The organism is Pseudoalteromonas luteoviolacea NCIMB 1942 (assembly GCF_001625595.1).
Taxonomy (GTDB): domain Bacteria; phylum Pseudomonadota; class Gammaproteobacteria; order Enterobacterales; family Alteromonadaceae; genus Pseudoalteromonas; species Pseudoalteromonas luteoviolacea_A.
Map to the genome: position 1 here is coordinate 23512 of NZ_AUXT01000216.1, position 26545 is coordinate 50056.

24 protein-coding genes and 2 tRNA genes are annotated in these 26545 nt (G+C 42.7%); 6 read left to right on the forward strand and 20 right to left on the reverse strand.

All coding sequences use genetic code 11. The features are described from left to right. Positions 1-150: 150 nt before the first annotated feature. Complete coding sequence (suhB, locus tag N482_RS22500; RefSeq protein ID WP_063379183.1) at positions 151-954, forward strand: inositol-1-monophosphatase; 804 nt, start codon at positions 151-153, stop codon at positions 952-954. A 69-nt stretch (positions 955-1023) separates the two neighbouring features. Here suhB and N482_RS22505 read toward each other — a convergent pair whose 3' ends face one another. The 4 genes from N482_RS22505 to N482_RS22520 all read right to left on the reverse strand — a co-directional run bounded on the left by N482_RS22505 (position 1024) and on the right by N482_RS22520 (position 4110). Next, positions 1024-2199 carry a mandelate racemase/muconate lactonizing enzyme family protein gene (locus tag N482_RS22505; RefSeq protein ID WP_063379184.1) on the reverse strand — a complete coding sequence of 392 codons (1176 nt, stop codon included), beginning with the start codon at positions 2197-2199 and terminating at the stop codon, positions 1024-1026. An 8-nt stretch (positions 2200-2207) separates the two neighbouring features. After that, entirely contained in the window at positions 2208-2975 is a 768-nt protein-coding gene (locus N482_RS22510; protein ID WP_063379185.1) for a class II aldolase/adducin family protein, read from the reverse strand. A 151-nt stretch (positions 2976-3126) separates the two neighbouring features. Next, positions 3127-3450: a c-type cytochrome gene (locus N482_RS22515; protein ID WP_063379186.1), complete on the reverse strand. Its 324-nt coding sequence runs from the start codon at positions 3448-3450 to the stop codon at positions 3127-3129. Positions 3451-3567: 117 nt separating this feature from the next. Beyond that, complete coding sequence (locus tag N482_RS22520; protein WP_063379187.1) at positions 3568-4110, reverse strand: DUF2058 domain-containing protein; 543 nt, start codon at positions 4108-4110, stop codon at positions 3568-3570. 253 nt (positions 4111-4363) lie between these two features. Here N482_RS22520 and N482_RS22525 point away from each other — a divergent pair, with 253 nt between their 5' ends. After that, the gene (locus N482_RS22525; RefSeq protein WP_063379188.1) at positions 4364-5512 is read left to right on the forward strand and encodes an MFS transporter; all 1149 of its coding nucleotides are present in this window, start codon (positions 4364-4366) and stop codon (positions 5510-5512) included. On the opposite strand, the gene N482_RS22530 is transcribed toward N482_RS22525, so the two are convergent. Both N482_RS22530 and N482_RS22535 read right to left on the reverse strand, forming a co-directional pair. Further along, positions 5485-5988, reverse strand: a complete 504-nt coding sequence (locus N482_RS22530; protein ID WP_063379189.1) for a prolyl-tRNA synthetase associated domain-containing protein — start codon at positions 5986-5988, stop codon at positions 5485-5487. The genes N482_RS22525 and N482_RS22530 overlap by 28 nt on opposite strands. Further along, the gene (locus tag N482_RS22535) at positions 5985-6371 is read right to left on the reverse strand and encodes a hypothetical protein (RefSeq protein ID WP_063379190.1); all 387 of its coding nucleotides are present in this window, start codon (positions 6369-6371) and stop codon (positions 5985-5987) included. The genes N482_RS22530 and N482_RS22535 overlap by 4 nt, the downstream gene beginning before the upstream one ends. A gap of 128 nt (positions 6372-6499) precedes the next feature. Between N482_RS22535 and N482_RS22540 the strand changes: the two genes are divergently transcribed. Then, positions 6500-6575, forward strand: a tRNA-Ala gene (locus N482_RS22540). Positions 6576-6603: 28 nt separating this feature from the next. Then, positions 6604-6679: transfer RNA gene (locus N482_RS22545), tRNA-Ala, on the forward strand. Between the two features lie 15 nt (positions 6680-6694). On the opposite strand, the gene N482_RS22550 is transcribed toward N482_RS22545, so the two are convergent. Then, positions 6695-7942 (reverse strand): glutamate-5-semialdehyde dehydrogenase, encoded by a 1248-nt coding sequence (locus N482_RS22550; RefSeq protein WP_063379191.1) that lies wholly within the window; start codon positions 7940-7942, stop codon positions 6695-6697. 259 nt (positions 7943-8201) lie between these two features. Here N482_RS22550 and N482_RS22555 point away from each other — a divergent pair, with 259 nt between their 5' ends. Further along, a complete protein-coding gene (locus N482_RS22555; RefSeq protein WP_063379192.1) occupies positions 8202-10058 on the forward strand; it encodes a cation:proton antiporter in 1857 nt (618 codons plus the stop codon). Between the two features lie 4 nt (positions 10059-10062). Here N482_RS22555 and N482_RS22560 read toward each other — a convergent pair whose 3' ends face one another. The 11 genes from N482_RS22560 to N482_RS22610 form a co-directional block, all read right to left on the reverse strand. Next, positions 10063-10689, reverse strand: coding sequence for a tetratricopeptide repeat protein (locus N482_RS22560; protein WP_155730684.1), 627 nt, complete (start codon positions 10687-10689; stop codon positions 10063-10065). A 118-nt stretch (positions 10690-10807) separates the two neighbouring features. Next, on the reverse strand, positions 10808-12124 hold the full coding sequence (locus tag N482_RS22565; RefSeq protein ID WP_063379193.1) for an adenylosuccinate synthase: 1317 nt from the start codon (positions 12122-12124) through the stop codon (positions 10808-10810). Positions 12125-12308: 184 nt separating this feature from the next. Further along, on the reverse strand, positions 12309-13187 hold the full coding sequence (hflC, locus tag N482_RS22570; protein WP_063379194.1) for a protease modulator HflC: 879 nt from the start codon (positions 13185-13187) through the stop codon (positions 12309-12311). Between the two features lie 5 nt (positions 13188-13192). Continuing rightward, entirely contained in the window at positions 13193-14356 is a 1164-nt protein-coding gene (hflK, locus tag N482_RS22575; protein WP_063379195.1) for an FtsH protease activity modulator HflK, read from the reverse strand. 91 nt (positions 14357-14447) lie between these two features. Next, positions 14448-15737, reverse strand: a complete 1290-nt coding sequence (hflX, locus tag N482_RS22580; RefSeq protein WP_063379196.1) for a ribosome rescue GTPase HflX — start codon at positions 15735-15737, stop codon at positions 14448-14450. Between the two features lie 21 nt (positions 15738-15758). Beyond that, a complete protein-coding gene (gene hfq, locus N482_RS22585; protein ID WP_039611821.1) occupies positions 15759-16022 on the reverse strand; it encodes an RNA chaperone Hfq in 264 nt (87 codons plus the stop codon). A 77-nt stretch (positions 16023-16099) separates the two neighbouring features. Further along, positions 16100-16990, reverse strand: coding sequence for a tRNA (adenosine(37)-N6)-dimethylallyltransferase MiaA (miaA, locus tag N482_RS22590; RefSeq protein ID WP_063379265.1), 891 nt, complete (start codon positions 16988-16990; stop codon positions 16100-16102). Positions 16991-17018: 28 nt separating this feature from the next. Continuing rightward, positions 17019-18941, reverse strand: a complete 1923-nt coding sequence (gene mutL, locus N482_RS22595) for a DNA mismatch repair endonuclease MutL (protein ID WP_063379197.1) — start codon at positions 18939-18941, stop codon at positions 17019-17021. Positions 18942-18945: 4 nt separating this feature from the next. Beyond that, positions 18946-20247: an N-acetylmuramoyl-L-alanine amidase gene (locus N482_RS22600; RefSeq protein ID WP_231100916.1), complete on the reverse strand. Its 1302-nt coding sequence runs from the start codon at positions 20245-20247 to the stop codon at positions 18946-18948. 31 nt (positions 20248-20278) lie between these two features. Beyond that, entirely contained in the window at positions 20279-20755 is a 477-nt protein-coding gene (gene tsaE, locus N482_RS22605; protein ID WP_063379199.1) for a tRNA (adenosine(37)-N6)-threonylcarbamoyltransferase complex ATPase subunit type 1 TsaE, read from the reverse strand. Further along, positions 20752-22239: a bifunctional ADP-dependent NAD(P)H-hydrate dehydratase/NAD(P)H-hydrate epimerase gene (locus N482_RS22610; protein ID WP_063379200.1), complete on the reverse strand. Its 1488-nt coding sequence runs from the start codon at positions 22237-22239 to the stop codon at positions 20752-20754. The genes tsaE and N482_RS22610 overlap by 4 nt, the downstream gene beginning before the upstream one ends. Positions 22240-22242: 3 nt before the next feature. On the opposite strand from N482_RS22610, the gene queG reads away from it, so the two are divergent. Continuing rightward, complete coding sequence (queG, locus tag N482_RS22615; RefSeq protein ID WP_419555062.1) at positions 22243-23379, forward strand: tRNA epoxyqueuosine(34) reductase QueG; 1137 nt, start codon at positions 22243-22245, stop codon at positions 23377-23379. 1 nt (position 23380) lies between these two features. Here the strand turns inward: queG and N482_RS22620 are convergent, their stop codons facing one another. Together N482_RS22620 and N482_RS22625 are read right to left on the reverse strand one after the other, a co-directional pair. Then, the gene (locus N482_RS22620) at positions 23381-24523 is read right to left on the reverse strand and encodes a response regulator (RefSeq protein ID WP_063379201.1); all 1143 of its coding nucleotides are present in this window, start codon (positions 24521-24523) and stop codon (positions 23381-23383) included. A 59-nt stretch (positions 24524-24582) separates the two neighbouring features. Further along, positions 24583-26535, reverse strand: a complete 1953-nt coding sequence (locus N482_RS22625) for an ATP-binding protein (RefSeq protein ID WP_063379202.1) — start codon at positions 26533-26535, stop codon at positions 24583-24585. Between the last annotated feature and the right edge of the window lie 10 nt (positions 26536-26545).

Sequence of the window (26545 nt, forward strand, 5' to 3'; positions counted from 1 at the left end):
TTTAACATAGGGGCATAGAACGATACCATCACCACACCTGTATAAAAAAACACCACAATTATTCACTAAAAGTTATTTACTTTATCTAAAAAATCGCTAGAATACGCCGGCTCAAAAAATTTAGTTCTTTTACAATTCAAAGGTAATGCTATGCATCCAATGTTAAACATTGCGGTACGCGCTGCGCGTAACGCGGGTAAAGTGATCTTACGTGCATGTGAAGATTTGTCTCAAGTTGAAGCAGCCCAAAAGGGTACTAACGACTTCGTAACAAGTGTAGACACAGAATCTGAACGTGTGATCCGTGAAACTATACTAAAATCTTACCCTGACCACGCAATCGTTGGAGAAGAGCTAGGCCATACTGATGGCAAAGACAATGATTACCTTTGGGTTATTGACCCGCTTGATGGCACAACTAACTTCATCAAGGGCATTCCTCATTTCGCGGTCTCTATCGCATTAAAAGTTAAAGGCCGCGTTGAGCAGGCAGTAATTTACGATCCAATTCGCAGTGAACTTTTCACGGCTTCACGCGGTCAAGGCGCGCAGCTAAACAGCAAGCGGATTCGCGTTACTAAAAGCAACGAACTTGCTGGTAGCGTGTTAGCAACAGGCTTCCCATTCAAGCAAAAGCATCACTTAGATGCATACACAGAAGCATTTAAAGCACTATTCATCCATACAGCTGATATTCGCCGTGCAGGCTCTGCTGCATTAGATATGGCATACGTAGCAGCTGGCCGTATTGATGGTTTCTACGAGATTGGTCTAAAACCATGGGACACAGCAGCTGGCGAACTACTTGTGAAAGAAGCCGGCGGCATGCTTATGGACTTTGCTGGCGGCGCTAACTACAACAACAGTGGTAACATTGTGTGTGGTGCTCCAAAGCTTTGTCAGGCGATTGTAAAAGAAATTCGCCCAGTATTGACTGAATCATTACTAAAATAAGTTTAATAGCGACTTTTGAAATAAAAAACCCAGGCAAAGCCTGGGTTTTTTATTGAACTCGATTAAAGACTACTTAATTTCAACGCGTTGTGAACGCATTACAACTTCATCGTTTAGCTCAATGCCAATACCAGGCTCTTCTGAAACTTTAAAGATACCGTTTTGCGGCTGCGGATCTTGCAAACACAGCTCTCTATTCCACTTTTTAATTGCGTAAGTATGATGCTCGTGAATCAAAAAGTTTGGAATCGCACTTTCAAGGTGCAATGACGCTGCTGTTGCAACTGGGCCGCCACAAACGTGAGCTTGTATTCTAATATCAAAAATGTCCGCGTAATCACAAACTTTTTTCGTTTCTGTAAACCCACCACATAGACCAATATCCGGTTGCAATACATCAATGCTTTGATCTTCAAAATACGGGCGTACGTCCCAGCGGTTGTATAGTCGCTCACCACCGGCAATTGGCACAGCCGTTTTGTTCGCAACTTTTGCATGTAATGAGTGGTTAAGGTAGTTAACCGGTTCTTCGTAATACATACAATCAAATTCTTCAGCAATTTCAGCCAGTTGAATTGCGGAAGTTGCACCTGGTAAACTGTGACATTCAAAAATGATATCGACTTCATCACCAACAGCTTCACGGATAGCCTTCATACGCTCGCGATATAACTTCATTTCTGCGCGAGAAATAAGCTTTGTACGGTCGTAGTAAGTGTTCCCATCTTTATCGTACATGATGGGGTCAACTTTAACTGCGTCATAGCCCTCTGCAAGCGCTTTGTGTGCCGCTTCAGCGTACTCATGTGGCTGCACAAGCGCTTTGAACTCACTGTCCCAGTCAAACTGTAACTGAGAGGCATAGGTGCGCAATTCTGGATTCACTTTACCGCCAAGTAGTTGGTAAACAGGTAGGTTAAGTGCTTTACCCTTAATATCCCATAGCGCAGTATCAATGGCGCTCATAGCAGCATAGACAACAGGTCCACCACCGAGTCCCCAAAAGCTTTCACGCAACATACGTGACCAAAGCAGCTCAGTTTGAAACGGGTCATGACCAATTAGAAATGCTTCAGCCATCTCTTTAATCATGCTCGCTGCTGCACTGTGTCCTAAGTCATATGCAAGCCCAGCTTCGCCAACTCCTGAAATGCCTTCATCTGTGTGGATACGGACAAATACGGGGGTCCAACCAGGTCTATCCGGACAATAAATATCAAATACTTCGACGCGATTTACTTTCATTTTGACTCCTATTGAGCAAAGCCAGGATCTAAGCGGTACGCTTTTCTGAGCATTGCAGGCCAAGCCAATTGACCACCAGTACTTCCACTGTGTACAACCTTAGCTTGATTATAAATATTATCTTGAATAGGCTGAGGAACCGGAATTGCAGGTTGGCCAGTCGCCAAAATGGCAACTTGAATTTCGCATGCTCTTTGCAAATCATAAAAGCGCATAAATGCATCACCTACCGTCGGTCCAACAGTTAATCCACCATGGTTTACTAACAACATATGATTGGTATCGCCCAGATCAGCTTGTAGCCTTGCTTTTTCATCATCGTTTACAGCCAGTCCTTCATAGCCATGGTATGACAGAGAAGGAAGCGAAAACATGCTGTGCTGGCTTAGCGGCTGCAAGCCACCTTCTAAACTAGCCACAGCAATCGTCTCTTTGGTGTGTAAGTGGATCACACAGTGGGCATCTTCGCGCACTTCATGGATCGCGCTGTGGATAGTAAATCCAGCAGGGTTAATCTCAAACGGAGTATCGTCAAGGATATTGCCTTGCAGATCTACCTTAACCAGATTCGACGCAGTTACTTCATCAAAACTTAGGCCAAAGGCATTTACTAAGTAGTGATCTGTTCCCGGTAATCTCGCAGACATATGTGTATATATTAAGTCACCCCAACGAAAATGCTCAACCAAGCGATAACAGGCTGCGAGATCAGCACGCAACTGCCACTCTTCTTCGCTTACTTTACCTTTTAAACTCAATTCAGGCAGTTCAAACATCTTGGCTCCTTAAATCCGCCATGGTGATTTTAGATGTATAGAAGTCTAAATCACATAAAAAAATAGTTCAATACGCAGAGTACGCTCTACGTTATTTAATTAACAACTAAAAAGCCACCTAAAACGGTGGCTTTTTAAACAAACGAACAGATTATTTTACTGTTGATAGATACTCAGCTATCGCTGTCAATTCAGTATCAGAAACATTGGCAACCATTGCTTTCATCGCTGCCGACATGCCGTTGCTCCTTTTACCTGATTTGATGTCCTTCATTTGGGCCAGTAAATACTCTTTACTTTGCCCATTCACTTTTGGATATAAGGGCATAATAGGTGCTTTGCCTTCAGCTCCATGGCAAGTTTGACATAGTTTTGCTGTATACAAAGCTTTACCATCGGCAGCCGTAACTGTGCCTGAAAGTAAAGTAATGGCTGCAATGCCGGACGCGATTACGAGTTGCTTTAGTTTAGTCATATCGTTTCTCTTATTTGACGGTTATTTATCCAGTGTAGTCGACCAAATGCTTCTCTACACAATTACTTATCTAGATTAGAAAGCGAACCTAACAAATAAAAAAACGAGCTGATCAATTTACCAAGTCAAATCGTCAGGAACTTCATATCCTGCATACGGGTCATCTTCATCAACTTGGTTATTATTGTCTTCAACATGGAAAACAATGTACTTTTCGTCTACTTCCGCAATTTTTCTTGCCGGTTCATCTTCTAGAACATAAAACTGCCCTTCAAGCACGCAAATTGCCAATCGCCCTTTTGACAAGGCTTGTTGAGTTTTTTCGTTTACATCCAGCTCTTTAATTTTGCTTTCATAAGTGAAATTAAATGTTCTATCGCCCTTAATTTCGTCTTGGTTGTGGTGCTCTAAGATTTGCTTAACACGAGCAACCTGCTCACGCTCTTTCAAATCATCTTGCTTTACTTTATTTAACGCTTCAGCTTTTTGTAGCTGTGCTAGTTTTGTCTGCTCTATATGTTTTTGCAGATCCGTTTGGTCGCTAGTAGCGCCTTTCTTTTTTTTCTTTTTCTGTTGTTTGCGCTTTTCCGTTTTAGCGACTTTCATTTTGTGCTCGGTCGTCAAACCTGCTTTTAAGAGCTGATCCTGTAGAGAACCCATTATGCCACTCCATCAATCTAAACTTGCTGCCATTTTAATACCAAAATCAGTAAATTTCTAAACAATTTCACCAACGAGACGGCAAGTTTAAATACTCTTTGATGGCTTTTTTGTTTTTTTAATCGAACCACGGCATAAAATCTATCAAATTGAATAAAAGAATTTATGATACACAACAAGTTTTTAGTACATATATAGATTTATTGCGTCAAAAGTAGATAATTAAATTGGTAATTTTACTGAAAGAATAAGAATGTCGATATTTCATCTAATGCTTTGTTCTGTGGTTACATTTTTTGTGCTCTATGCGCCACAGCCGCTGCTTGCGCAATTCGCTCAACAATATGCCATAACACCCGCTAAGACAGGCTTATTAATGACTGTGACAATGCTACCTTTAGCAGTTGCTCCGATCTGCTATGGGTTGCTACTAACCAATTACTCAAAGTTAAAAGTACTCAAAATTACCATGCTGCTGTTGGCATTGTGTTCTGCATTTATTTCTATTCAACAGCGCTTTGAACTATTCTTGCTATTGCGCTTTATCGAAGGTTTACTGCTACCCGCGGCTTTAACAGCTATGACAAGTTACATTGGCCAAACTTGGCAAGGACAATGCTTAAGAAAAAACATGACCTGGTATGTTGGGAGCACCATTGTCGGTGGATACTTTGGCAGGATACTCGCCTCAAACTTTGCAGCATGGTGGAACTGGGAAAGCTTTTATCTGTTAAATGCTGCGTTGTTAATATTATTTGCCATGTTGATCAAACCCAAACAAACGCAAGACGTACACGCGAAAACAACACCTCCATCTTCTCCGTTGGATTATTTGCGCCCACTTAAGCAAATACCTTTATTACGCTTGTACTGCGCCGTATTTTGTATGTTTTTTTGCTTTTCTGCACTTTTAAACTATCTGCCTTTTATTCTCAGCAATGAATACGACTTGAAGGATCCAAAGCTCATTGGTTGGGTATACAGTGGATATTTAGTGGGTGCATTAATTTCTATGTGTACGCCCTTTCTGAACAAGCTACATAAAAATAATTGGGTTGTACTCAGTACGGTATTTTGTGTTTACAGTACTACATTGGCAGTAATGCAATGGCAAAGTTTAAACGTATTTATCGTTTCTTTCACATTCTTTTGCGCTTGCATGTTTATTATTCATGCCAGTGCAGCCCCTTTAGCAAATGAGATAAGCTCTGCGCACGCGAGTATTACAAATGGGGCTTATGTATCTTTTTATTATAGTGGCGGTGCACTTGGGTCTTTTTTACCGGGCCTTATTTATCAAACGTTTGGGTTAGGGTTGTTTTTACTCGGGTTACTGCTTGTATGTGCACTAGGCGGCTATTTAATTTGGCTTAATCATCGTGTAGGTAGCGCGACCCAATAAGGCTGATGACCTGTTTGATGCCAAAACTTGTGCAAGTCATCCAGATGGAGTACCCAAGTTTTATCATTTTCAAAGGGGTGGCACTGCCAAAGAGGGCAGTCTGTTAGCTCTTTATCAAGCCATAACTCAACTTGATGCGCTGCATCATTTCCAATTGCCAGCCCAGAGACACATCCGGGTTTAACTTTTAAAAACTTAGCCAACCGCTCTGTAGAACAAAACCCGAGTCTAGACACTCCTTGCTGTTTTGACAGTGCTTTCAAATCTAATTGCTTTTGGGCTAAGGTAATCACGAGGAAGTGACGTTTCCCATAATTGTCTCTTAAAAATAGATTCTTAAGACCCACACCCTCACGCTCTAAACCAATGGTTGTCGCCACATCGCAATTGGCCAATGGTGGGTGTTCATAACTTAAATAAGTGATATCCAGTGCTTTCAAGCTTTGTTCAATTACGGTGTAAGAAGGGAACGTCACAAACAGTGCCCTCTTAACTGAACACTGCGCTGACGCCAATACACATTGTCTATGTTGTAACCAACCTGACAATAAGATTCTTCTTTTAGCGTTTGCTCCAAAAGTTCGACCGCTGATTCTTCAAGTGCCAACTTTAACTCTGGCGATTCTTCTACTCGTTTAAACTCGGCGAACTCTTTCAGTTCTTTTTTTGATACTGGTTTATTTTTTGCCAACTCCATTCGTGGCGTTGCTTTCACTGTGACAATGAACGCAAATTCAGATTCACCTTTGTCGTTTGTTCTTTTATGTAAGGTCTGCTTCTCTACTTCAAAAGCCTCTTCAGGCACAGAAGTACAGGCTACGATAAAACTAGATAAAAGCAAAATTAATAGTCGCTTCATAATCTTCCTAACTTAAAATTTGTCTCAGTGTATCAAAGCCCAAATCACTTGTAAGAAAATTTTTTAGCAAAAAAACTTGACGTGACAGAGAAAAATATTTAAATTGCGCCTCGTCCAGAAGACAAGTTGGGGCTATAGCTCAGCTGGGAGAGCGCCTGCCTTGCACGCAGGAGGTCAGCAGTTCGATCCTGCTTAGCTCCACCAACTTCTTTTGCGATATTCCTAGTAATGTGGGGCTATAGCTCAGCTGGGAGAGCGCCTGCCTTGCACGCAGGAGGTCAGCAGTTCGATCCTGCTTAGCTCCACCACTTTTACTTCATTCTCTAAGTTCTAATCTGTCCGTTACCTTCGACTAGATATTTCTCCGTCGTTAAAGATTCAAGACCCATTGGTCCGTACGCGTGAAGCTTTGTTGTCGCAATCCCTATTTCTGCGCCTAATCCAAGTTGGCCACCGTCACTAAAGCGAGAAGAAGCATTTACCATTACAACCGACGCATCAACACGCATTTGAAATTGGGCTGCCGTTTGCGAGTTCTGAGTGCAGATAACTTCCGTATGATGACTACCAAATTGATCAATATGCGCAAGTGCCCCGGTAAAGTCATCAACAATACGTACTGCAATCTCAAGGCATAAATACTCCTCTCCGAATTCGCTTTCAGTCAATATATTTGCATTTTCAAAGAAAACCGCGGCACGTTCACATGCATTGACACGTACCTTTGCTTTATCAAACGCTGTATTTACCTTTGGCAAAAAAGCATCTGCTACGTCGCGATGTACAATCAACCCCTCTAGCGCATTACATACACCTGTGCGCTGAGTTTTCCCATTGAGTAACAGTTGCATTGCAATATCGAGATCGGCCTCAACGTCTACATATAAATGGCATACGCCTTTAAAGTGCTGTATCACTGGAATGGAACTATTGTGCGTAACAAACTCAATTAACCCCTCCCCGCCTCGAGGAATAATCAAATCAATATCGTTTTTTTGCTGCATAAGCTCTAAAAGCAGCGCCCTATCTGGGTCTGGTACAACAGTGATCAACTCCGCTGGCAAGTCAAACTTATCTAACACTTGATGCATCACCCGTGCAATCGCCATTGAGCTATTCAAGGCTTCTTTGCCACCCCGTAAAATGACACCGTTTCCAGACTTAAAACACAGTGCTCCAGCATCCGCGGTTACATTTGGACGAGCCTCATAAATCATGCAGATCACGCCTAAAGGTACGCGTACCTTTCGCACCATGATCCCACTAGGTTGCTGTCCTAACTCTCTCTGAGCGCCAACAGGATCAGGTAAACTTGCAATCTGCTCAACCCCCTTCGCCATCTCGTTTATGCGCTCTGTGGTCAGTTTTAACCTATCTATCATCGCCGCGCTAAGTTGGTTGTGTGTCGCAGCCTCTAAATCTTGTTTATTCGCTTTTAAAATACTTTCAGATTGTTCGCGTAAAGCATTCGCGATGTCTAAAAGTACTGCATTTTTTTGCTCTGTACTCAAAATAGCAAGTTGCTTAGCAGCCGTTGCGGCATTTTTGGTAAGCGCTTTTATCAGTGTCATTATTACCCCTCTCATTCCACTACTGAAATATGACAGAAGCTCCTTTAGCTTCCTCTTCTCGATAATAAGCAAGAACCTGCCTTTGGGTAAAGTTAATATTGCTATCTCAGCGTTTTGAAGGTGGCTCACACAAACAGATGATGTCTCAGAAAAGTTATCTATTTTTTAGGCGTTTATTCTCTTTTTTGACTTATTTACTATGATATAACGAGGCTACCACTATACTAATATTCAATACGCTAACTAAGCTGGAGAGTTTATGTCAGCTATTTTTATTGCGGCCATTGCCGTGTGCTCTGTGATTGCTCAGTGGCTCGCTTGGGTTGTGCGAGTACCTGCTATTTTATTTTTGTTGCTGACCGGATTAATGCTTGGTCCTGTGTCTGGCGTTTTAGATCCTGATCAATTGCTTGGTGAATTGCTGTTTCCTGTTGTTTCATTGTCCGTAGCAATTATCTTATTTGAAGGTTCGCTTACCCTACACTTTCGAGAGCTCAAAGGAATAGGTAAAGTAGTGCGAAACCTCTGTTCGATTGGCATGCTTACAACATTTGTCATTATTACAGCGTGTGCCATATATATTTTAGAGTTAGACTGGCGAGTTGCCGCCGTGTTAGGTGCTGTTTTGGTAGTTACAGGTCCAACAGTCATCGCGCCTATGTTAAATGCTATGCGGCCAACAAAGGATATTGACCGAATCTTACGCTGGGAGGGGATTGTAATCGACCCGATTGGAGCCCTGTTCGCGGTTTTAGTCTTTGAGGCTGTAAGCCTTGTAGATAAAGATGGTGTGTTTAGCCACACACTGATGGCGCTGTTATCAACACTGGGCATTGGCTTAAGTGTCGGCTTAGTCTCTGGCTGGTTCACAAGTTACATTATTCGAAAAGAGTGGCTACCATTTGAATTGCATAAGTTCGGCATACTCGCACTGGTGTTAATGAGCTTCACCGTTTCTAATCACCTCTACCATGAATCAGGGCTTTTGGCTGTTACTGTGTTTGGTATTTGGCTTGCAAATCAAGATGATTTAGAAATTGATGCGGTACTTGAATTCAAAGAAGATCTATCAATGATATTGATCTCAAGTCTATTTATTCTGCTTGCCGCTCGCCTGAAAGTTGAAGAGCTACTGATGCTAGACAGCGGTATATTTTGGTTTTTGGCCATTGTACTGTTCGTCGCAAGACCTCTGAGTATAGCGGTTTCGACATTTAATAGTGACATACCTCTAAAATCTCGCTTAATGCTTGCTTGGATTGCCCCACGAGGCATTGTTGCGGCAGCTGTCGGCTCCGTATTTGCGTTGAGTATGGCTCAATCAGGTACACCAGATGCACAAAAAATGGTGCCTCTTATTTTTACGGTAATTATCGTCACCGTCATATTGCAAAGTCTCACAGCGACCCCTTTGGCACGGTTGCTGGGCGTCAGGCAACCATGCCCAAGCACATTACTCATTATTGGTGCAAACCATGTCGCCAGAGCAATTGCCTGCGGCCTGAAAGAACAAAATATAGATGTTTACCTCTCCGATCCCGCTTGGGAAAACTGCAAAATGGCGAGAATGGATGGCCTTCCCTGCTATTACGGCAACCCTCAATCTGAACATGCTGAGCGTTACCTTCCACTGACAAGCTTGCGCTCCGTATTGGCACTTTCTCCCAATAGGCACCATAACGCACTAGGAGTACAGTATTTTTCTCACTTGCTTGATGAAGAAAGTGTGTACTCGCTTAAGTCATCAACTAATCATGCCAAGGCCAATAAAGACAGCGCAACATTTTTGTCGCGACAAATACTATTTGGTGAAACAGGTAACTACGCCAAGTTAAGCAGCTTAATGGCAAAAGGGGGGAAAGTTAGTGCGACCAAGCTGTCTGATGAGTTCAGTTGGGCACAATATTTGGAAGTGAATAAGGAAGCAATTCCGCTCTTTATAATCTCTGAGCAGAAAAAAGAAGACGAGCCTCTTTCTGTACGACCATTTACATCTGACGATAAAAAGTTGCCCGAACAAGGTGACAAAATATTGGCATTGCAGCCCCCTAAAATGTCTATCCTAAAAGACCCAGCAATAAAAGAAATATCCATTGGCGAGAAGCTGAGTAGCTAATGACCTAGTTTGGTAAACGTGCCCGTTTAATTACACTGGCGGGCATTTTTTCTCCTAGCTGTGATAGTGAACGCTCAATTTTTTTATGAACCTTTTTATCAGCAACAACGGCATGAAATAACCAACGGTAGGCATCTTCATAGTCGCGAGGGCTGCCATAACCTTTATTAAATAAACCGACCAAACGCAGTTGGGCATTTAAATTACCAAGCGCTGCCGCTTCTCGTAGGTAAACAATTGCCATCGCCTTGTCTGCCTGCACTAACCGCCCTACATCATAGTAGCGACCGAGCTGCTCTAACGCTGCGGCTAGCCCCTGCTGGGCCGCTTGTCGCATGTAATACAATCCTAGTTCAACATCTCTCTCCACGCATACTGCGTAGGCTAACATATCGCCATACAAAAATTGATATGAGGGCAATCCCATAATCTCAGCTCTGGCTTCAATATCTTGAACTAATTGACAGTCGTCGTCTTTAACGCGTTTTAGGTGGGCATTATTGTTAATGAGCGTGATCAACTCATCTTGGGTGTATAGAGGCACAGCTTCAATTTGCTCATTAGCCAGTGAAATACAAGAAAAAGCCACACTAATGAGAAATAAGATATTTCGTAGTTTTGTCGTCATCATACTTTAGCAAACACTATTAGACCTAACTAGAAGATACAAAAATTGTACCAAGTTAAAGCATGTATTCATATTAGTATATTTAGACACAAAAAAAGCTGCCGAAGCAGCTTTTCTTTAATTATTCGCCGAATGGGTTGCGAACAATCATTGTTTCTACACGGTCAGGGCCTGTTGAAATAATATCGATTGGCACACCGGTAATTTCTTCTAAGCGTTTGATGTAGTTAATTGCAGCTTCTGGTAATTGTTGAACAGAAGTTGCACCAAACGTATTTTCGCTCCAGCCAGGCACTTCTTCATATACTGGCGTTACCTTCTCGTAACCTTCAGCAGCAAGCGGCGTCACGTTTGTCACTGTACCATCTTCTAACTGATAACCAGTACAGATCTTGATAGTTTCAATACCATCTAGAACGTCCAGTTTAGTTAGGCAGAAACCTGTGATGCTGTTGATTTGTACTGCACGACGCATTGCAACTGCATCGAACCAACCAGTACGACGTAAACGGCCTGTTGTTGCACCGAACTCATGGCCTTTCTCTCCAAGGTGCTTACCTACTGGGTCTTGCTTGTCTAGGCCATCATACAATTCTGTTGGGAATGGACCTGAACCAACACGTGTTGTGTACGCTTTTACGATACCAAGTACGTAATCAAGATTTAATGGACCAAAACCAGCACCTGTTGCAACACCACCGGCAGTCGTGTTTGACGACGTTACATACGGGTATGTACCATGGTCGATATCAAGTAATGTACCTTGTGCACCTTCAAAAAGAATGTTCTCACCTTTTTCACGCGTCTGATCAAGCAGCTCAGTCACGTCAACAACCATTGCCTTAAGAATTTCAGCGATTTCCATTGCGTCATCATATGTCTTCTGGAAGTCTACTGGTTCCACTTTATAGTAGTGCTCAAGTGAGAAATTGTGGTATTCAAGAACTTCCTTCAGCTTAGCTGCGAATTGCTCTGGGTTGAATAAGTCACCAACACGAAGACCTCGACGCGCCACTTTATCTTCATATGCTGGGCCAATACCACGTCCAGTTGTACCGATAGCTTTGTTACCACGAGCAAGCTCACGAGCTTGGTCTAGCGCAACATGGTAAGGAAGAATTAATGGGCATGCTTCACTGATCAATAAGCGCTCACGGACTGGCACGCCACGCTCTTCAAGCATTTTAACTTCTTTCATTAAGGCGTCAGGAGCCAGTACAACACCGTTACCGATTACGCATTTCACGTTATCACGTAGAATACCAGATGGAATCAGGTGTAATACCGTTTTCTCACCATCGATAACTAAAGTATGCCCAGCATTGTGTCCACCTTGGTAGCGAACAACTAGAGAAGCCTTATCAGTCAGTAGGTCTACAACCTTACCTTTACCTTCGTCACCCCATTGGGTGCCTAATACAACGACGTTTTTACCCATTGCAATATCACTTAGAAAAAATTAGGCGCAGATTTTACCAGAAAAGCGAGGTGAAAATCACCCTGTTTCGGATGATTTTTCTTCAGTCAAATTGATATCTAACAAAAGCGGTTGAATTAAATACAAAAAAGCCCATCAAATGATGGGCTTATCAAACAATGATCTGTTGCAAATACAGGTTCAGTTACTGAGCTTGCTTTTGCTTCATATAGCCAAAGAACTCACTGTCTGGCGAAAGTACCATGACATCGCTCTTACTTGTGAAGGTCTTTCTATAAGCTTCTAGTGAACGAATAAAGCCAAAGAACTCAGGATCTTTGTTGTATGCTGAGGCGTAAATATTCGCAGCTTTTGCATCACCTTCACCTCGAACAGTTCGTGCATTTCGCTCTGCATCTGCCAACATAACCGTAACACGACGGTCAACTTCTGCACGAATAGTCTCTGCCTTTTCCTGACCTTCAGAGCGGTGCTCTTTAGCCACAGCGGTACGCTCAGCGCGCATACGTTGGAAAATAGAGTTACTTACTTCGTTAGGCAGGTTAATTTGCTTAACACGTACGTCCAACACTTCGATACCTAGCTCCTGAGCACTTTCAGAGGCTTGTGCCAAAGCTTCTAGCATCAACTCACTACGTTCACCCGAAACAATCTCTTTGATGGTTCTCGAACCAAAGTTTGTTCTCAAGCCGTTATTCACTTTCTGTTGAAGTAGGGTCTCTGCATATTGCTTGTCACCACGAGCACGAAGGTAGAAGTTCGAAAAGTCACTTACACGCCATTTGACGAACGAGTCAACGATAAGGTCTTTTTTCTCACTTGTTACAAAGCGATCAGGCGCACCGTCTAGCGTTTGAATACGCGCATCAAGATGACGAACTTGGCTGAAAAAAGGTACCTTGAAATGCAAACCAGGCTCATAAACAACGGCGTTGTCTTGGCTGTCTTTTTGCACTTTACTAAATAGCATTACAATCGCTTTTTGACCTTCAGTAACCACAAATACCGAAGAAAAAGCCAGTAGGCCACCAAGTATCAATAAGACAAAGCTAAAGTTTCTCATCAATATTATCTCCCACTGTTAAAACGGTCTTGTGAAAATCTGTCATTGCCACTGTTCACCGTACTATTACGTGACTGACCGAGTGATTGACGCAATTGCTCGATGTCATTTCTGCTTGGCAGAGTAACTGCTGATGACGACTGTGATTGTTGCATGATCTTATCTAGTGGTAAGTACATCATGTTATTGCCACCTTTCACGTCCACAATAACCTTAGAACTGCGACCCAAGATCTCTTCCATTGTTTCGATGTATAGACGTTCACGCGTAACTTCTTTTGCTGCTGCATACTCAGGTAGTAGCTTTTCAAATCTAGCAACTTCACCCTGCGCTTCTAGCATGATGCGCTCTTTATACGCTTCCGCTTCTTGTGTCATACGCGTAACTTGACCACGTGCACGAGGCTCAATTTCTCTTGCGTATGCTTCTGCTTCACGAATAAAACGCTCTTCATCTTCTTGCGCCGCAATTGCATCATCAAATGCATCTTTTACTTCTGCTGGCGGTCTAGAGTCTTTAAAGTTTACGTCCGTTACTATTAAACCTAGGTTATAAGGTTCAATGATTTTGTTCAGCTCATCCCAAGTACGTTGACGCACTTGTTCACGACCCTTTGTTAAAACTTGGTCCATTCTTGAGTGACCAACAACATAACGCAGCGCACTATCTAGCGCCTGTTGTAAGCTGTGATCGGCATCTGTTACGCTGAAACGGTACAGAGTAGGATCTACAACACGATACTGAACTTCAAATTCAACGCTCACGACATTTTCATCTTCGGTCAGCATAAAGCCTGACGCAGATAAAGAACGTACAGCTTCAATATCGATAGGAATGACACGTTCAATAAAAGTCATTTTCCAGCGTAAACCTGGTTCAGCTATTCGGTCAAACTTACCAAACTGAAGCACGATGCCACGTTCGGCCTCTTTTACGGTATAAATACCACTCAACGCCCATACAATTAGCGCAATAATGAAAATAAAGGTGACTCCTGCACCGCCAAGTCCGCCTTTGTTATTACCTGGCTTACCACCAAATATACCGCCAAACTTATTGTTGAACTTACGGAATACCTCGTCCAGATCAGGTGGCCCTTGATCTCGCCCACCACGGTTTTTCCATGGGTCGTTATCATTGCCATTATTACCCGGTTCGTTCCAGGCCATAGCTATACTCCATTGTTATAAAATGAATTAAATTTAATCTATCAAAATTCACCACATTCTAATAGAAAATTGGGGTGAATTCGTAATTTTTTCAACTTTGAGCGATAAACTGCTCAATTTCTGGCCCCTGCTCTTTTTTAAGACGTTCCCAATCAACTTGGGAAAGCCGAACATCTAACAGCCAGTTACCTTGCTCGTCGTAGCTTTCATGATTAACAGCATTCAGATTAAATAGCGCACCGCGTAATTTGCCAAAAGCCGGTGGCAATATCAGACGACTACTAAACATTTTTTTCGCCAGTAACTCCGATATTGCTTGAGACAATAACTCAATACCTTCATTGGCTTGAGCAGAAAGCCAAACCCTAATCGGCATGCCTTCATCATCTCTATCGATTTTTGGTTGGATCTCTTCTACTAAATCAATTTTGTTATATACCAGCAGTTGCGGAATTTCATCCGCTTCAATCTCTTCAAGAACCGATTGTACCTGTTCTATGTTCTCTTTTCTTCTATGATCGGCCACATCTACAACATGTAGTTGCAGATCTGCTTCTCTTGTTTCTGTCAGCGTTGCTTTGAATGCTGCAACGAGGTCATGCGGCAAGTGCCGAATAAACCCAACCGTATCAGCAAGTATTACTGCGCCAACATCCTCAATTTCTAGCTTGCGCAATGTCGGGTCAAGTGTTGCAAACAATTGGTCAGCGGCATAGACGTCAGAGTTTGTAATTCGATTGAAAAGCGTAGATTTACCAGCATTGGTATAACCCACTAATGATACTGTGGGGATCTCATTACGGCTCCTCGCTCTGCGCCCTTGCTCACGCACGACCGACACTTTATCTAAACGCTTACGAATACTCTTAATTCTGTCTCTAAGTAAACGACGGTCCGTCTCTAGTTGAGTTTCACCAGGTCCTCGCAAACCTATCCCACCTTTTTGTCTCTCTAGGTGAGTCCAACCTCTTATCAATCGAGTTGAAATGTGCCTCAACTGCGCAAGCTCAACTTGCAATTTACCTTCATGCGTGCGAGCACGCTGCGCAAATATATCTAAAATAAGTGTAGTTCGGTCCAAAACACGACAACGGCAGACACGCTCTAAGTTACGTTCTTGAGAAGGACTGAGTTGGTGATTAAATATAATGACGTCTGCTTTATAAGTTCTGACAATCTCGGCGATCTCTTCCGCTTTACCCGTTCCGACAAACAGTTTGGAGTGAGGTGCCTGACGGCTGCCTTGCACAACCGCCACACTACTAACACCAGCAGAAGATACTAGCATTTCCAATTCTTGCAGATCTTCACGATCTCCTTCATTAGGAAATTCTATGTGCACTAAGACTGCCTGTTCGCCGGCTTCATAACGGTCAAACAAGCAATATGCTCCTAATATCTATTAAAAATTACCATCTTCGTTTTGTTCTGCACCTTCATTTCCCTGTGTGTTTTGGAAATTGACAGCTCTTGCAGGAACAACTGTTGAGATGGCATGTTTGTATACCATTTGATTCACGGTATTTTCTAGTAAAATCACGAATTGGTCAAAAGACTGAATTTTACCTTGTAATTTGATGCCGTTAACTAAAAAAATTGAAACTGGAATGCGCTCACGACGCAAGACATTCAAAAATGGGTCTTGTAACGATTGGCCTTTTGCCATTTTCTTATCCTTCGTTCTAGGTGTTATTATGTTGAGTTAGTTGAATAAATACCAACAAAGTATTGGTTCAACTACTATTAGCTTAGCGAACTTAAAATTCGTTGCAAGTTTTCTTGCTCTCCGGTTTCTAACCAAGTTACCTCAGGCCAACTCCGAAGCCAAGTCAACTGTCGCTTTGCTAGTTGTCTGGTTGCGGCGATACCTCTGAAAACCATTTCATCATAGTCATATTCACCGGCTAAATAATCCCACATTTGCCTATATCCGACACATCGAATAGAAGGCAGGTCTGGGTGTAAATCCTTTCGATTATATAAGGCCAAAACTTCGTTTTTAAACCCTTGTTCTAGCATTATTTTAAATCTTTTCTCAATTCGCTCATGCAGTATTTTACGATCACTGGGGACGATAGCAAATTGATAAAAGTCGTAAGGTAATGGAGGCTGTTTCTCCTTTTGCAATAATGACATCGGTTTTCCAGTTATACGATAGACCTCAAGTGCGCGATTTATCCTTTGTGAATCATTTTCACTGATTTTTTGTGCAGCTTGTGGGTCTACTTCCATTAACTGGGCATGTAACGCCGGCCATCCTATCTGAGCGGCTTGCTGCTCAAGCTCTTCTCTCACGATAGAAGAAGCTTCGGGCAATGGCGATAAACCATCTATTAAGCCCTTAAAATACATCATTGTGCCGCCAACAAGTACAGGGATTTTACCCTGAGAATGAAGGCGATCAATACATGCTATCGCATCTTTTCGAAAATCAGCCACCGAGTAACTCTCTCGGGGATCAATCAAATTGATCAAATGGTGCGGGGCTTGTGTCAATTCTTCCTGATCAGGTTTTGCCGTACCTATATCCATCCCATTATATACAAGCGCTGAATCGACACTGATAATTTCAGTGTTCAACTGCCTACACAGCTCAATAGCCAAAGCGGTTTTCCCCGCCGCGGTTGGGCCCATCAGGGTGATAACTGGTTTATTCTGCAAACTAGAGACCTTTCGGTAGTAAATCTAAAAAATAATTTGGCTCTATTTTAACTGCTTTTGCAGTAATTGCTGCTCTGCTTTTCTGTTTTTTTAGCATTTTTTCACGAACCATCTCAAAATGCTGGGACGAAAAGTAACTATCTGGGGTATGAGATAACAGCCAATCTATCCAATAACTTAAATCAGACTCATTACTTTGAAGACTCTGACATGTCTCTAACAACAGTGAAATACACTGTCCAACATCTAGGCTATACAGGCTAACGGGTAATTTTTTCACCATCACGTGCTTGTCTTTAAATAGTAATTCAAAACCTAACAAAGTTAGCCAAGAGTTTTCCTGTTGTAATAGTTGAGCTTCGTCTGAACTTTGGCTCACCCTCACGGGCAGTAATAGCGCTTTACCTAGCAAAGTGCCATCAGATTCAATTTGCTCCTGCCATAACGGCCTTAAACCATATCGACTATGTGTTAAAAGTAACTGCTGCGACTCTTGTAACAAAATAGCGCCTTGCGGGAGCGCCATCCATTGTGTTTGGGCAACCGATTCAAGTCCAGACGCGGTGCTCGGATTTGAGTCAAGCTGACGCTCTTGTTGTAATGTAGAGGCATTCAATTTTTCTTGGTTAAACGCTTGATAGAGCTGGTTTACATTAACCTTCTTTTGCTGAGTAGGAGCTGAACTATAATCTCGACTAGGCCCAGCAGAGCGACTTGCTGAATACGACGGTTGACTTGTAGAGACACTTCTATTAGTGCTTTGCTCTAGTGGTCTATCAAAGCTCACCGGTTCTTGTACCTGTGTAGCGCTTTCGCGCAGTGGTGTTCGGTAATCTTGGTGAATCGTCTGCTGCTCTGTTGGAATAGGTACTTCCAACTGAGTAGCTGGCTCAAAGTGCAATGGCTCAGGTGTTAACGCCTGCTCAAGCAAAGAGGCATTACTAGGTTCTACAACTTGTTTAATTGCTTGCACAATAAAATCATGTACAAGCCGCGCTTGGTGAAATCTGACTTCATGCTTTGCAGGGTGCACATTGACATCTACCTGCTTCGGGTCAAGGTTTAAATAAATTACAAACCCCGGCGTTTCTTGATTTCCTGTTGCTTCTTCAAATGCCTGACGAATTGCGTGTAGTATCAATTTATCACGCATCATTCGACCATTTACATAAGTGTATTGTGGCTGAGTGTTGCTGCCTAAAGGCAAGACCCATCCATAAAGCTCTAAGCCCTCATAACCCGATTCAATAAAGCTCGCTTCACGTTGGAATACCCGTCCGGCGACATGCGCTACACGTTCAATACTTCGAGGGTCAGATTGCGCACGAAATTGACGAACCACTTTTTGATTGTGGGTCAAGGTGATCGCAACATCAAATCGACTCAATGCAATACGCTTAACAAGTTCGTCAATATGGCTAAACTCTGTTTTCTCAGTACGGAGAAATTTTCGCCTCGCAGGCGTATTAAAAAATAAATCTTTTACTTCTATCGTCGTACCATCAGGATGCGCTGTAGGCTGAACTTGAACCGCCATATCCCGACCTTCAGCACAGGCTTGCCATGCAGTATCTTGAGATTTCGGTTTTGAACTCAGAGTTAACCTAGATACAGAACTAATCGACGCCAAGGCTTCGCCTCTAAACCCTAGAGAAGCAATTGCTTCTAAGTCATCCAAGTTCTTAAGTTTGCTAGTAGCATGGCGAGATAGTGCTAAAGCGAGTTCATCTTTGACGATGCCATAGCCGTTATCACGAATGCGAATAAGCTTGTGACCACCACGCTCTATATCGATTTGGATCCGTGTTGCGCCAGCATCAATACTATTTTCAACCAACTCTTTAACCACAGAGGCAGGCCGTTCGACTACTTCGCCTGCTGCAATTTGGTTAGCCAGACGAGCTGGTAATATCTCTATAGCCATAAATTCAAGCCTTGGGTATGGTCAATACTTGACCTATATATAACGTGTTATTCTTAAGCCTATTGAGTTTCTTTAGAGCCGATACAGTCGTACCATATCGCACAGCCAACAGACTTAAAGACTCCCCACGCTTAACTTTGTGATGAAGCGGCTTCTTTTCTTTTAACCTAGCAAAAAGAGAATCATCTGGTGGGTTCTTCTTGTAATACCGTTTTATAGATATAAAAACAGCATTGGCCAAGCGCTGCTGATGGTAAGCCGTTTTAAGTTGTCTTTCTTCTTGTGGGTTAGAAATAAACCCAGTCTCCACTAAAATAGACGGAATATCTGGTGACTTCAAAACACCAAAATTTGCTGCTTGAGGACGCTTTTTGTGTAACTTAGCAACCTTTTTCAGCTCAGAAACCACCTCTTCAGCGACCTGAAAACCCGTTTTCATCGAGTGGTCCATCGACATATCCAATAGGGCTTTTGCTAAGTATTTTTCATTTTCAGTGTCTTTGATAACGCCTGCGGCTCCGCCGAGCAACTGAGATTGTTTTTCTTTATTCTCTAGCCATTTACCTATTTCTGAGTTTGCTCTACGTAAGGATAAAGTCCAAACAGATGCACCTCTTGGCTGCGGGCTTGAAAATGCATCCGCGTGGATAGAAACAAAGAAATCCGCGCGCCTTTTCCTCGCTTTCGCTGTTCGTGTATTTAACTTGAGAAAGTAATCTCCACCTCGCGTAAGCTCTGCTGACATACCTGACTCTTTGTTGATAAGTTTAGCCAGACGTTTCGCGATTTGTAAGGTGATATGCTTTTCATACGTTCCAGACGGACCTATCGAGCCCGGATCTTGACCACCGTGTCCTGCATCAATCGCAATCACGATATCTCTATCACGTTTTAATTCACGTTTTTTGTTGTTCGCTTTTGATGCTATGACTTTCTTTTGCCCATATAAATCAACCACTAACCTATTTGAACTAGAGCCTGTCGGTGCCAGTGCAAAGATCACAGGCTTGGTTGGCCTATTTAATTCAAAGACAACACGCGTGCTATTTTTCTTCTTGGGCGAACTGTAGCGGATTTTGCTAATTACCCGGTGACTTTTTGGAATGGCAGGCAGCTTTGGCAGCTTTTTTGTGTTTTCAAAATCAACCACTAACCTCAGTGGTTTTTGCAAAACAAAATAGCTGAACTCTGGTTTTTTAGATAAATCAAATACCACACGCGTACTTTCAGCTGATGGCCTAATACGCACATTGTTGATGGCATTTCTAGCAAACGTTTCAGCTGCAAAGATCAGCAGCACTAACATTATTATTATATTTAGATATTTACTCTGTGCACTACGCATAACTACTTATAGTTGCTAATATTTGCTTTCCTCGTTCACTGTGCGCTTCTAGAGATGCACTTCTCGCCTCTCCTTCATACGCTAAGTAAACATCTATGTCAGGGTTTGGAATATACCCTTGTCCCTTTTCAGGCCACTCTACTATACACACAGCTTGGGCAGAAAAGTAATCTCGAATCCCCATAAACTCTAATTCTTCAGGGTCACCTAAACGGTATAAATCAAAATGATATACCGACTTCGCTGCTAACTCATATGGTTCAACAAGTGTGTAAGTTGGACTTTTAACATTACCAACATGGCCAAGACCTTGTACCAAACCTCTGGTCATTGTGGTTTTACCTGCACCCAAGTCTCCATGCATGTAAAAAACAGCGCCCTCACAAATTGCCAACGCTAATTGCTGACCGAGTGCAATTGTCGCGCCTTCATCTGCGAGTGAAAGCTGTAAAGTACTGTTTTGGCTCATCCCATAATACCTCTAATATGGACAAATAAATCACTCGCAAGTAGTCCTAGTTGACCATCACGAGCGGCTTGTTCAGCTGCAAGACCATGAATATACACACCAAGTGTGGCCGCTTCAAACCTATTCAAGCCTTGTGCCAATAAACCCGCAATTATACCAGATAATACATCGCCCATCCCAGCACTCGCCATAGCTTCCGAGCCTGAGCGGTTAATGTTTATCCGTTTTCCATCCACAATTAAGCTACCAGGGCCTTTCAACACAATACAAGCTGCATATTGCTTACTTAACATCTCGGCTAAATCAAAGCGTTTTTCAGTATTAATAGTGTGATCGTCTATAAGGCGTTTGGCTTCCCCTAAGTGTGGCGTTAAAATTGCACGATGCCAAGGAAGATGACTTTGCGCAAGTAAATTGAGTCCGTCAGCATCACACACCACAGCCCCTTTAAACTTTTTCACAGCTGTAAACATTTTTCGCGCCCAAGCATCTTGTCCTAAGCCAGGCCCTATTACAACAACATCTGCTTTAGCTAGCAGTGCCTCTAATTCTGCTACCACAGAGACACCGTGCACCATTAACTCATATCGCCCTTGCAAAACACTGGCCTGATTGTCTGGGTGAGTTGCCACAGAAACTAACCCCGCACCAGTTCTTAAACACGCTTCAGCCGCCAGTCGAATTGCCCCTGCCATTCCCTTGCCGCCGCCCACAAGTAGCACATGCCCACACTGATTTTTATAGCTATCAGGTGCCCTTTGAGGGCGAAGAGAGCGGAGATATTTACCACCCGGGTAACAACAATTTGTATGAGACAAGTCACCAAAGGCATCTGCGATACCAAGATCAGCAAGTAGCACTTCTCCGCTATAACTTGGTGCAACACCAGTTAGCATCCCTTGCTTTAGCGCAATGAATGTCAATGTTGTGTCAGCGTGAAAAGCCCCCTGTGTAACTTCCGACGTGGTGCCATTGACGCCACTTGGAATATCCACTGCCAACTTCCAAGCCTTACATGAGTTGTACTCTAAAAAAGCCTCTTTAACATGGGTTGGTAACTCACCACGAAAACCCGTCCCAAACACAGCATCGACAATAGCTTCATATTTTTTTTCAGAGCATGATCTCAACGCAACGACTTTTCCACCACTGCGACAAAATAGCTGATATGCCTCTGCTGCATCCCCTTTTAACAAGGTCGGCTCAAATAAAGCGCAAACAGTAACGTTAATTTGTGCGTGTAAGCAGCGATTTGCCAGCATGAATCCGTCACCGGCATTGTTACCTTTGCCAGTAAAGATGAGGATATTCTTGACTGCTTTATTGCGAACCAATTCATATAAGGCATGGCCCGCTCTCTGCATCAACTCTCTGAGCGTTGTGCCAGAATTTAGTGCAGCTTGCTCCTCGTGGAGTTTTACTTCTTGGGCGCAGTAAGCAATTTGTGGTAAATTATGTGTGTATTGACCTTGCAAAATAGACATTCCGTGGATAAAGCTAGACCTACTATTAACTATACTGAACTTGCAGAAAAAATTAAGTATTGGGGCAAAGAATTAGGCTTTGCTGAAGTAGGTATCAGTGATATTGACTTGAGTGAGCACGAAAATCAACTTCAAAGGTGGCTCGACTTAGGGTACCACGGTGAAATGGAGTATATGGCTGCACATGGTATGAAGCGGGCGAGACCGGCAGAGCTAGTACCTGGTACAAAAAGTATTGTGTCGGTCAAAATGAACTACCTACCGCCTGATGCCAGCTTTGCTAGAGCACTGAAAAACAGCACAACAGCGTATATCAGCCGCTATGCCTTAGGACGTGATTATCACAAAGTATTGAGAAATAGGCTAAAAAAGCTAGGCCAACGTATTGAACAAGAAGTTGGTCAATATGGGTTTCGTCCATTTGTTGACTCAGCGCCAGTTTTAGAGCGACAAATTGCCGAAAAGGCGGGCCTAGGTTGGCGAGGGAAAAACAGCTTACTTATTCATAAACAAGCCGGCTCATGGTTTTTCCTTGGCGAGCTATTTGTTGACCTCCCTCTGCCCGCAGACAACAATAAGGTAGAGGAAGGCTGTGGTAAATGTAATGCTTGTATCAGTTTGTGCCCAACTGGCGCCATTGTCGAGCCCTATGTCGTCGACGCGAGACGTTGTATTTCATACCTAACCATTGAGCTACAAGGCGCGATTCCCGAAGAGTTTCGCCCGTTACTCGGTAATAGAATTTACGGTTGCGATGACTGTCAACTCGTTTGCCCTTGGAATCGATATGGTCAACTCACTGACGAAGCTGACTTTCACCCTCGAAAAACAATTAAAGATAGAGAAATGCTTGAGCTATTCGCGTGGGATGAGAGTACCTTTTTAAAAAATACCGAGGGCAGCCCTATAAGGCGAATTGGGCACGAACGCTGGCTAAGAAACCTTGCCGTTGGCTTGGGTAATGCAGCCTTTAATGACAAAATCATACTCGCGCTCTCAGAAAAGCTGCAATCAGCCACGCCATTAGTCGCAGAGCACATTCTGTGGGCAATTAAACAGCAAAAACAAAAACAGCAAGATGAACGAAAAAAGGCAAGACTCATTCGTATCATTGAAAAAGGCTTACCTCGTGACGCTTAGATCAATTATGCGCGGCGTCTTTATTCGTTAATAAGCACAGGTCGCTTTCGATTTCTGAAAACGCCTCTTTAACCTGAGAAATTGCTTCTTCTCTCGCTACTGAACTTTGAATAGCCTCGTCAATATGACGAAAAATAAACACCTCTTGGTCCTCATCGAGACCCATAGTTGGGATCCGAGATTCAAATAGCTCTTGCAATCTCTTAAATATCGCCTCGTTTTGAGAGCGATTGTTGTTAAGCATGGATAACAAGCCGGTAAACTTACTATGGATTGTCTTTATCGCACCGTTAAGTTCAGACTGTTGGCTAATAAGTTGGTTTTTTGTCAAAATTGACATTAACTGCTGCTCAGTGACACTGACTATAAAGCATATGTGGTCCCGTATGCGGCCGTGTTTATCAGGGTCTTCAGATGGCATATTTAAAATCAGTACGCTGAGCAATTCATAGTTAACGAGAATTCGACTGGTAAACTCATGAAGCCGCCCTTTGGAATGTAGAATTTCAAATAACTCAATTACAATTGGCGAGCACATCCCAGTAGAAGCAAAATGCAACCTTTCGCTGTCTACGCGCATCTCAATATTGCAACTCAAACCAAAATTGGCCAAACAACTTATCAAGGCATCGGCGAGCTCAGACACATCTTGAATCGCACCAACCTGTTCAACAAAATTGACAATTTGTCCCATTTCGCTGCTTGTAGCCATTGCGCTAAATGCGGTGGTCGTCGCATCTTCAACTTGCTGCTCTAAGATGTCTTTTTCTAACAACATTTGCCCCAAATGCAGTAACTTTGCTTTGAGTTCACTATGACCAAAAGGCTTAACAATGTAATCTTCGGCACCTACAGAATATCCCTCCATTCGCTCTTCTACAGAACCTCTGGCTGATACAAACATTACGATAATATGCTGCATCTTTGGGTCGGCTTTGATGGCCTTACAAACCTCATAACCACTCATTTGCGGCATACTAACATCAAGTAGAACAACTTGTGGGTCAAAATCTCCCACAATTTCTAAACACTCATGCCCGCTGGTCGCTGTTTGCACGTCGAAATCGAGGTCTTCAAGTATTTCTTCTATGATTTCGAGATTGAAGGGTTCGTCATCCACTGCCAAAATTCGTTGTAATGCCATCGCTAAATATCCTTTTGAGTTTTATTACTAATAGTTATAGACACTGATCCTACCTGTCGCTAGTTAGTCTTGCTTCTTGGAAGTTCAATAACAAACTCAGCTCCTCCAGAATCGCTGTTTCGTGCATAGATGCACCCTTTGTGCAGCAAAATGAACTCTTTACATATCGCAAGCCCTAACCCAGTGCCACCCGCACCACTATTTGTTTTACTACTTTGGGCAAATTTATCAAAAATATGCTCAAGCTCATCGCTTGGAATTCCGACTCCTTGATCACAGATTGTTAGGTACAACTTGCTATCATCCGCAGATAGATAAACTTGTACTTGACTATTATCAGGGCTGAACTTCAAGGCATTACCAAGTAAATTACGTACAACCTGTACCATCTGATCTCGGTCGCAGTATATCGCCAGACTTTTATCATCCGCGTGTAAATTAATGGTGATACATTTTTCCATTGCCGAACCAGAAACATCCTCTATCCCCTCTTTCAGCAACAAAACAAAGTTATTATCACTGGGATTAAACGGAAATCTGCCTGCGTCCAGCTTAGAAAGATCGAGTAAATTGTTCAGCAGCATTAACAAACGCTCACCACTAGTCTCAATTCTTGAAAGGTACTTATTTAACTTTTCTTTCGGGGCTTCTTTTGCTTGAAGTTTATCTAATCCAAACCGCGCAAAACTCAAAATAGAGTGCATCGGCGTTCGTAATTCATGAGACATATTAGCTAAAAACTCAGATTTACTGATGTTCGCCCTCTCAGCTGCGTCCTTTGCAGACTGTAACTGATAAGTTCTCGCTTGCACTTCAGCCTCTAATACTTCCTTAGCTTCTTCTAGTAGCTGTTGCTTGCGTTTTAGGTGAGCAACGTTTTTGAAGATAGCGGCGAGGGCTATTTCTCCATGATGATCGATTTCAATAAACGTGCCCATTAAAGGAATAGATAACCCATTATTTCTCGGCAGTACCAATTCACAATCAAAGTGGCGCGCAATTAAACTCGTTTCAATGCAATTTTGCAACGCTTCAACAGACTGCTTTTCAAAAAGATTAAAAATAGAATGCGCTTCTAACTCTTCGGCATTCAAGCCAAATAAGTTAAGGCAAGCATCATTTGCTTCAATGACATACCCCTTTAAGTTAAAGAGCATAATTGGATCTGGTGTATGCTTATAAATCACCCGTAACAAACTATCTCGTTCTATCAGTGCATCAACGGTATCTTGTAGCCTTTCGACAAGCTCTTGATTGTGCCGCCTCAATAGTTCGGTCTGCCACAGCTTATGCAAAGACTGTAACAACGAGTTTTCATCAACAGGCTTGGTAAGCACATCTTCAACACCTTCTCGAATAGCCTTGAGCATGTCTACTTGACTTTCTCGTGACGTCATTAGTAAGCAGCGACAATTGACTTGAACTTGGCGAACCAATTCAAATATGTCCAAGCCGGTTTCCCGCTCTAGATTGAAATCACAAATAAGTAAGTCAAATTGGCTGTGGTTTATCAGTTGCCCAACCTCTTTGCCACTACTTGCGGTCTTCACATCCAACTGAGCGCCTCGTAGGCTGACTGAGAGCTGTTTTAATCGACTGGGTAAATGATCAACCAGTAATACTTTAGGCAGTAATAGCTGCGCTTGTTCGCCAATCTCTAACACCCTTTCCAGCAATCCGGTTATTTCTTTGTTACCAAAAAAAGGGTAGATAACTATGGCATTAGATAACACACGGTTTAATTGACTGAATGCACTCAGGTGCTCTGAGTTTTCGGGTTTAGGGGCTAAGAGTATTATCTTTTCGTGCTGACTGAGTAGCTCAAGCGTCTCGAAATACTCTTGAGGGATGCCATGTGCAATGGCAATTACATCAAAATTAGAAAACGCGATATCAGCATCTAACGACTCATAGTGAATATGTTCAACTTCACTGCCTAACAGTTCAAATAGTACCTTAATACGCATCGCTAAAACACTATTACTATCTATGATCAAAACCTTATTCGACATAGCAACGTCC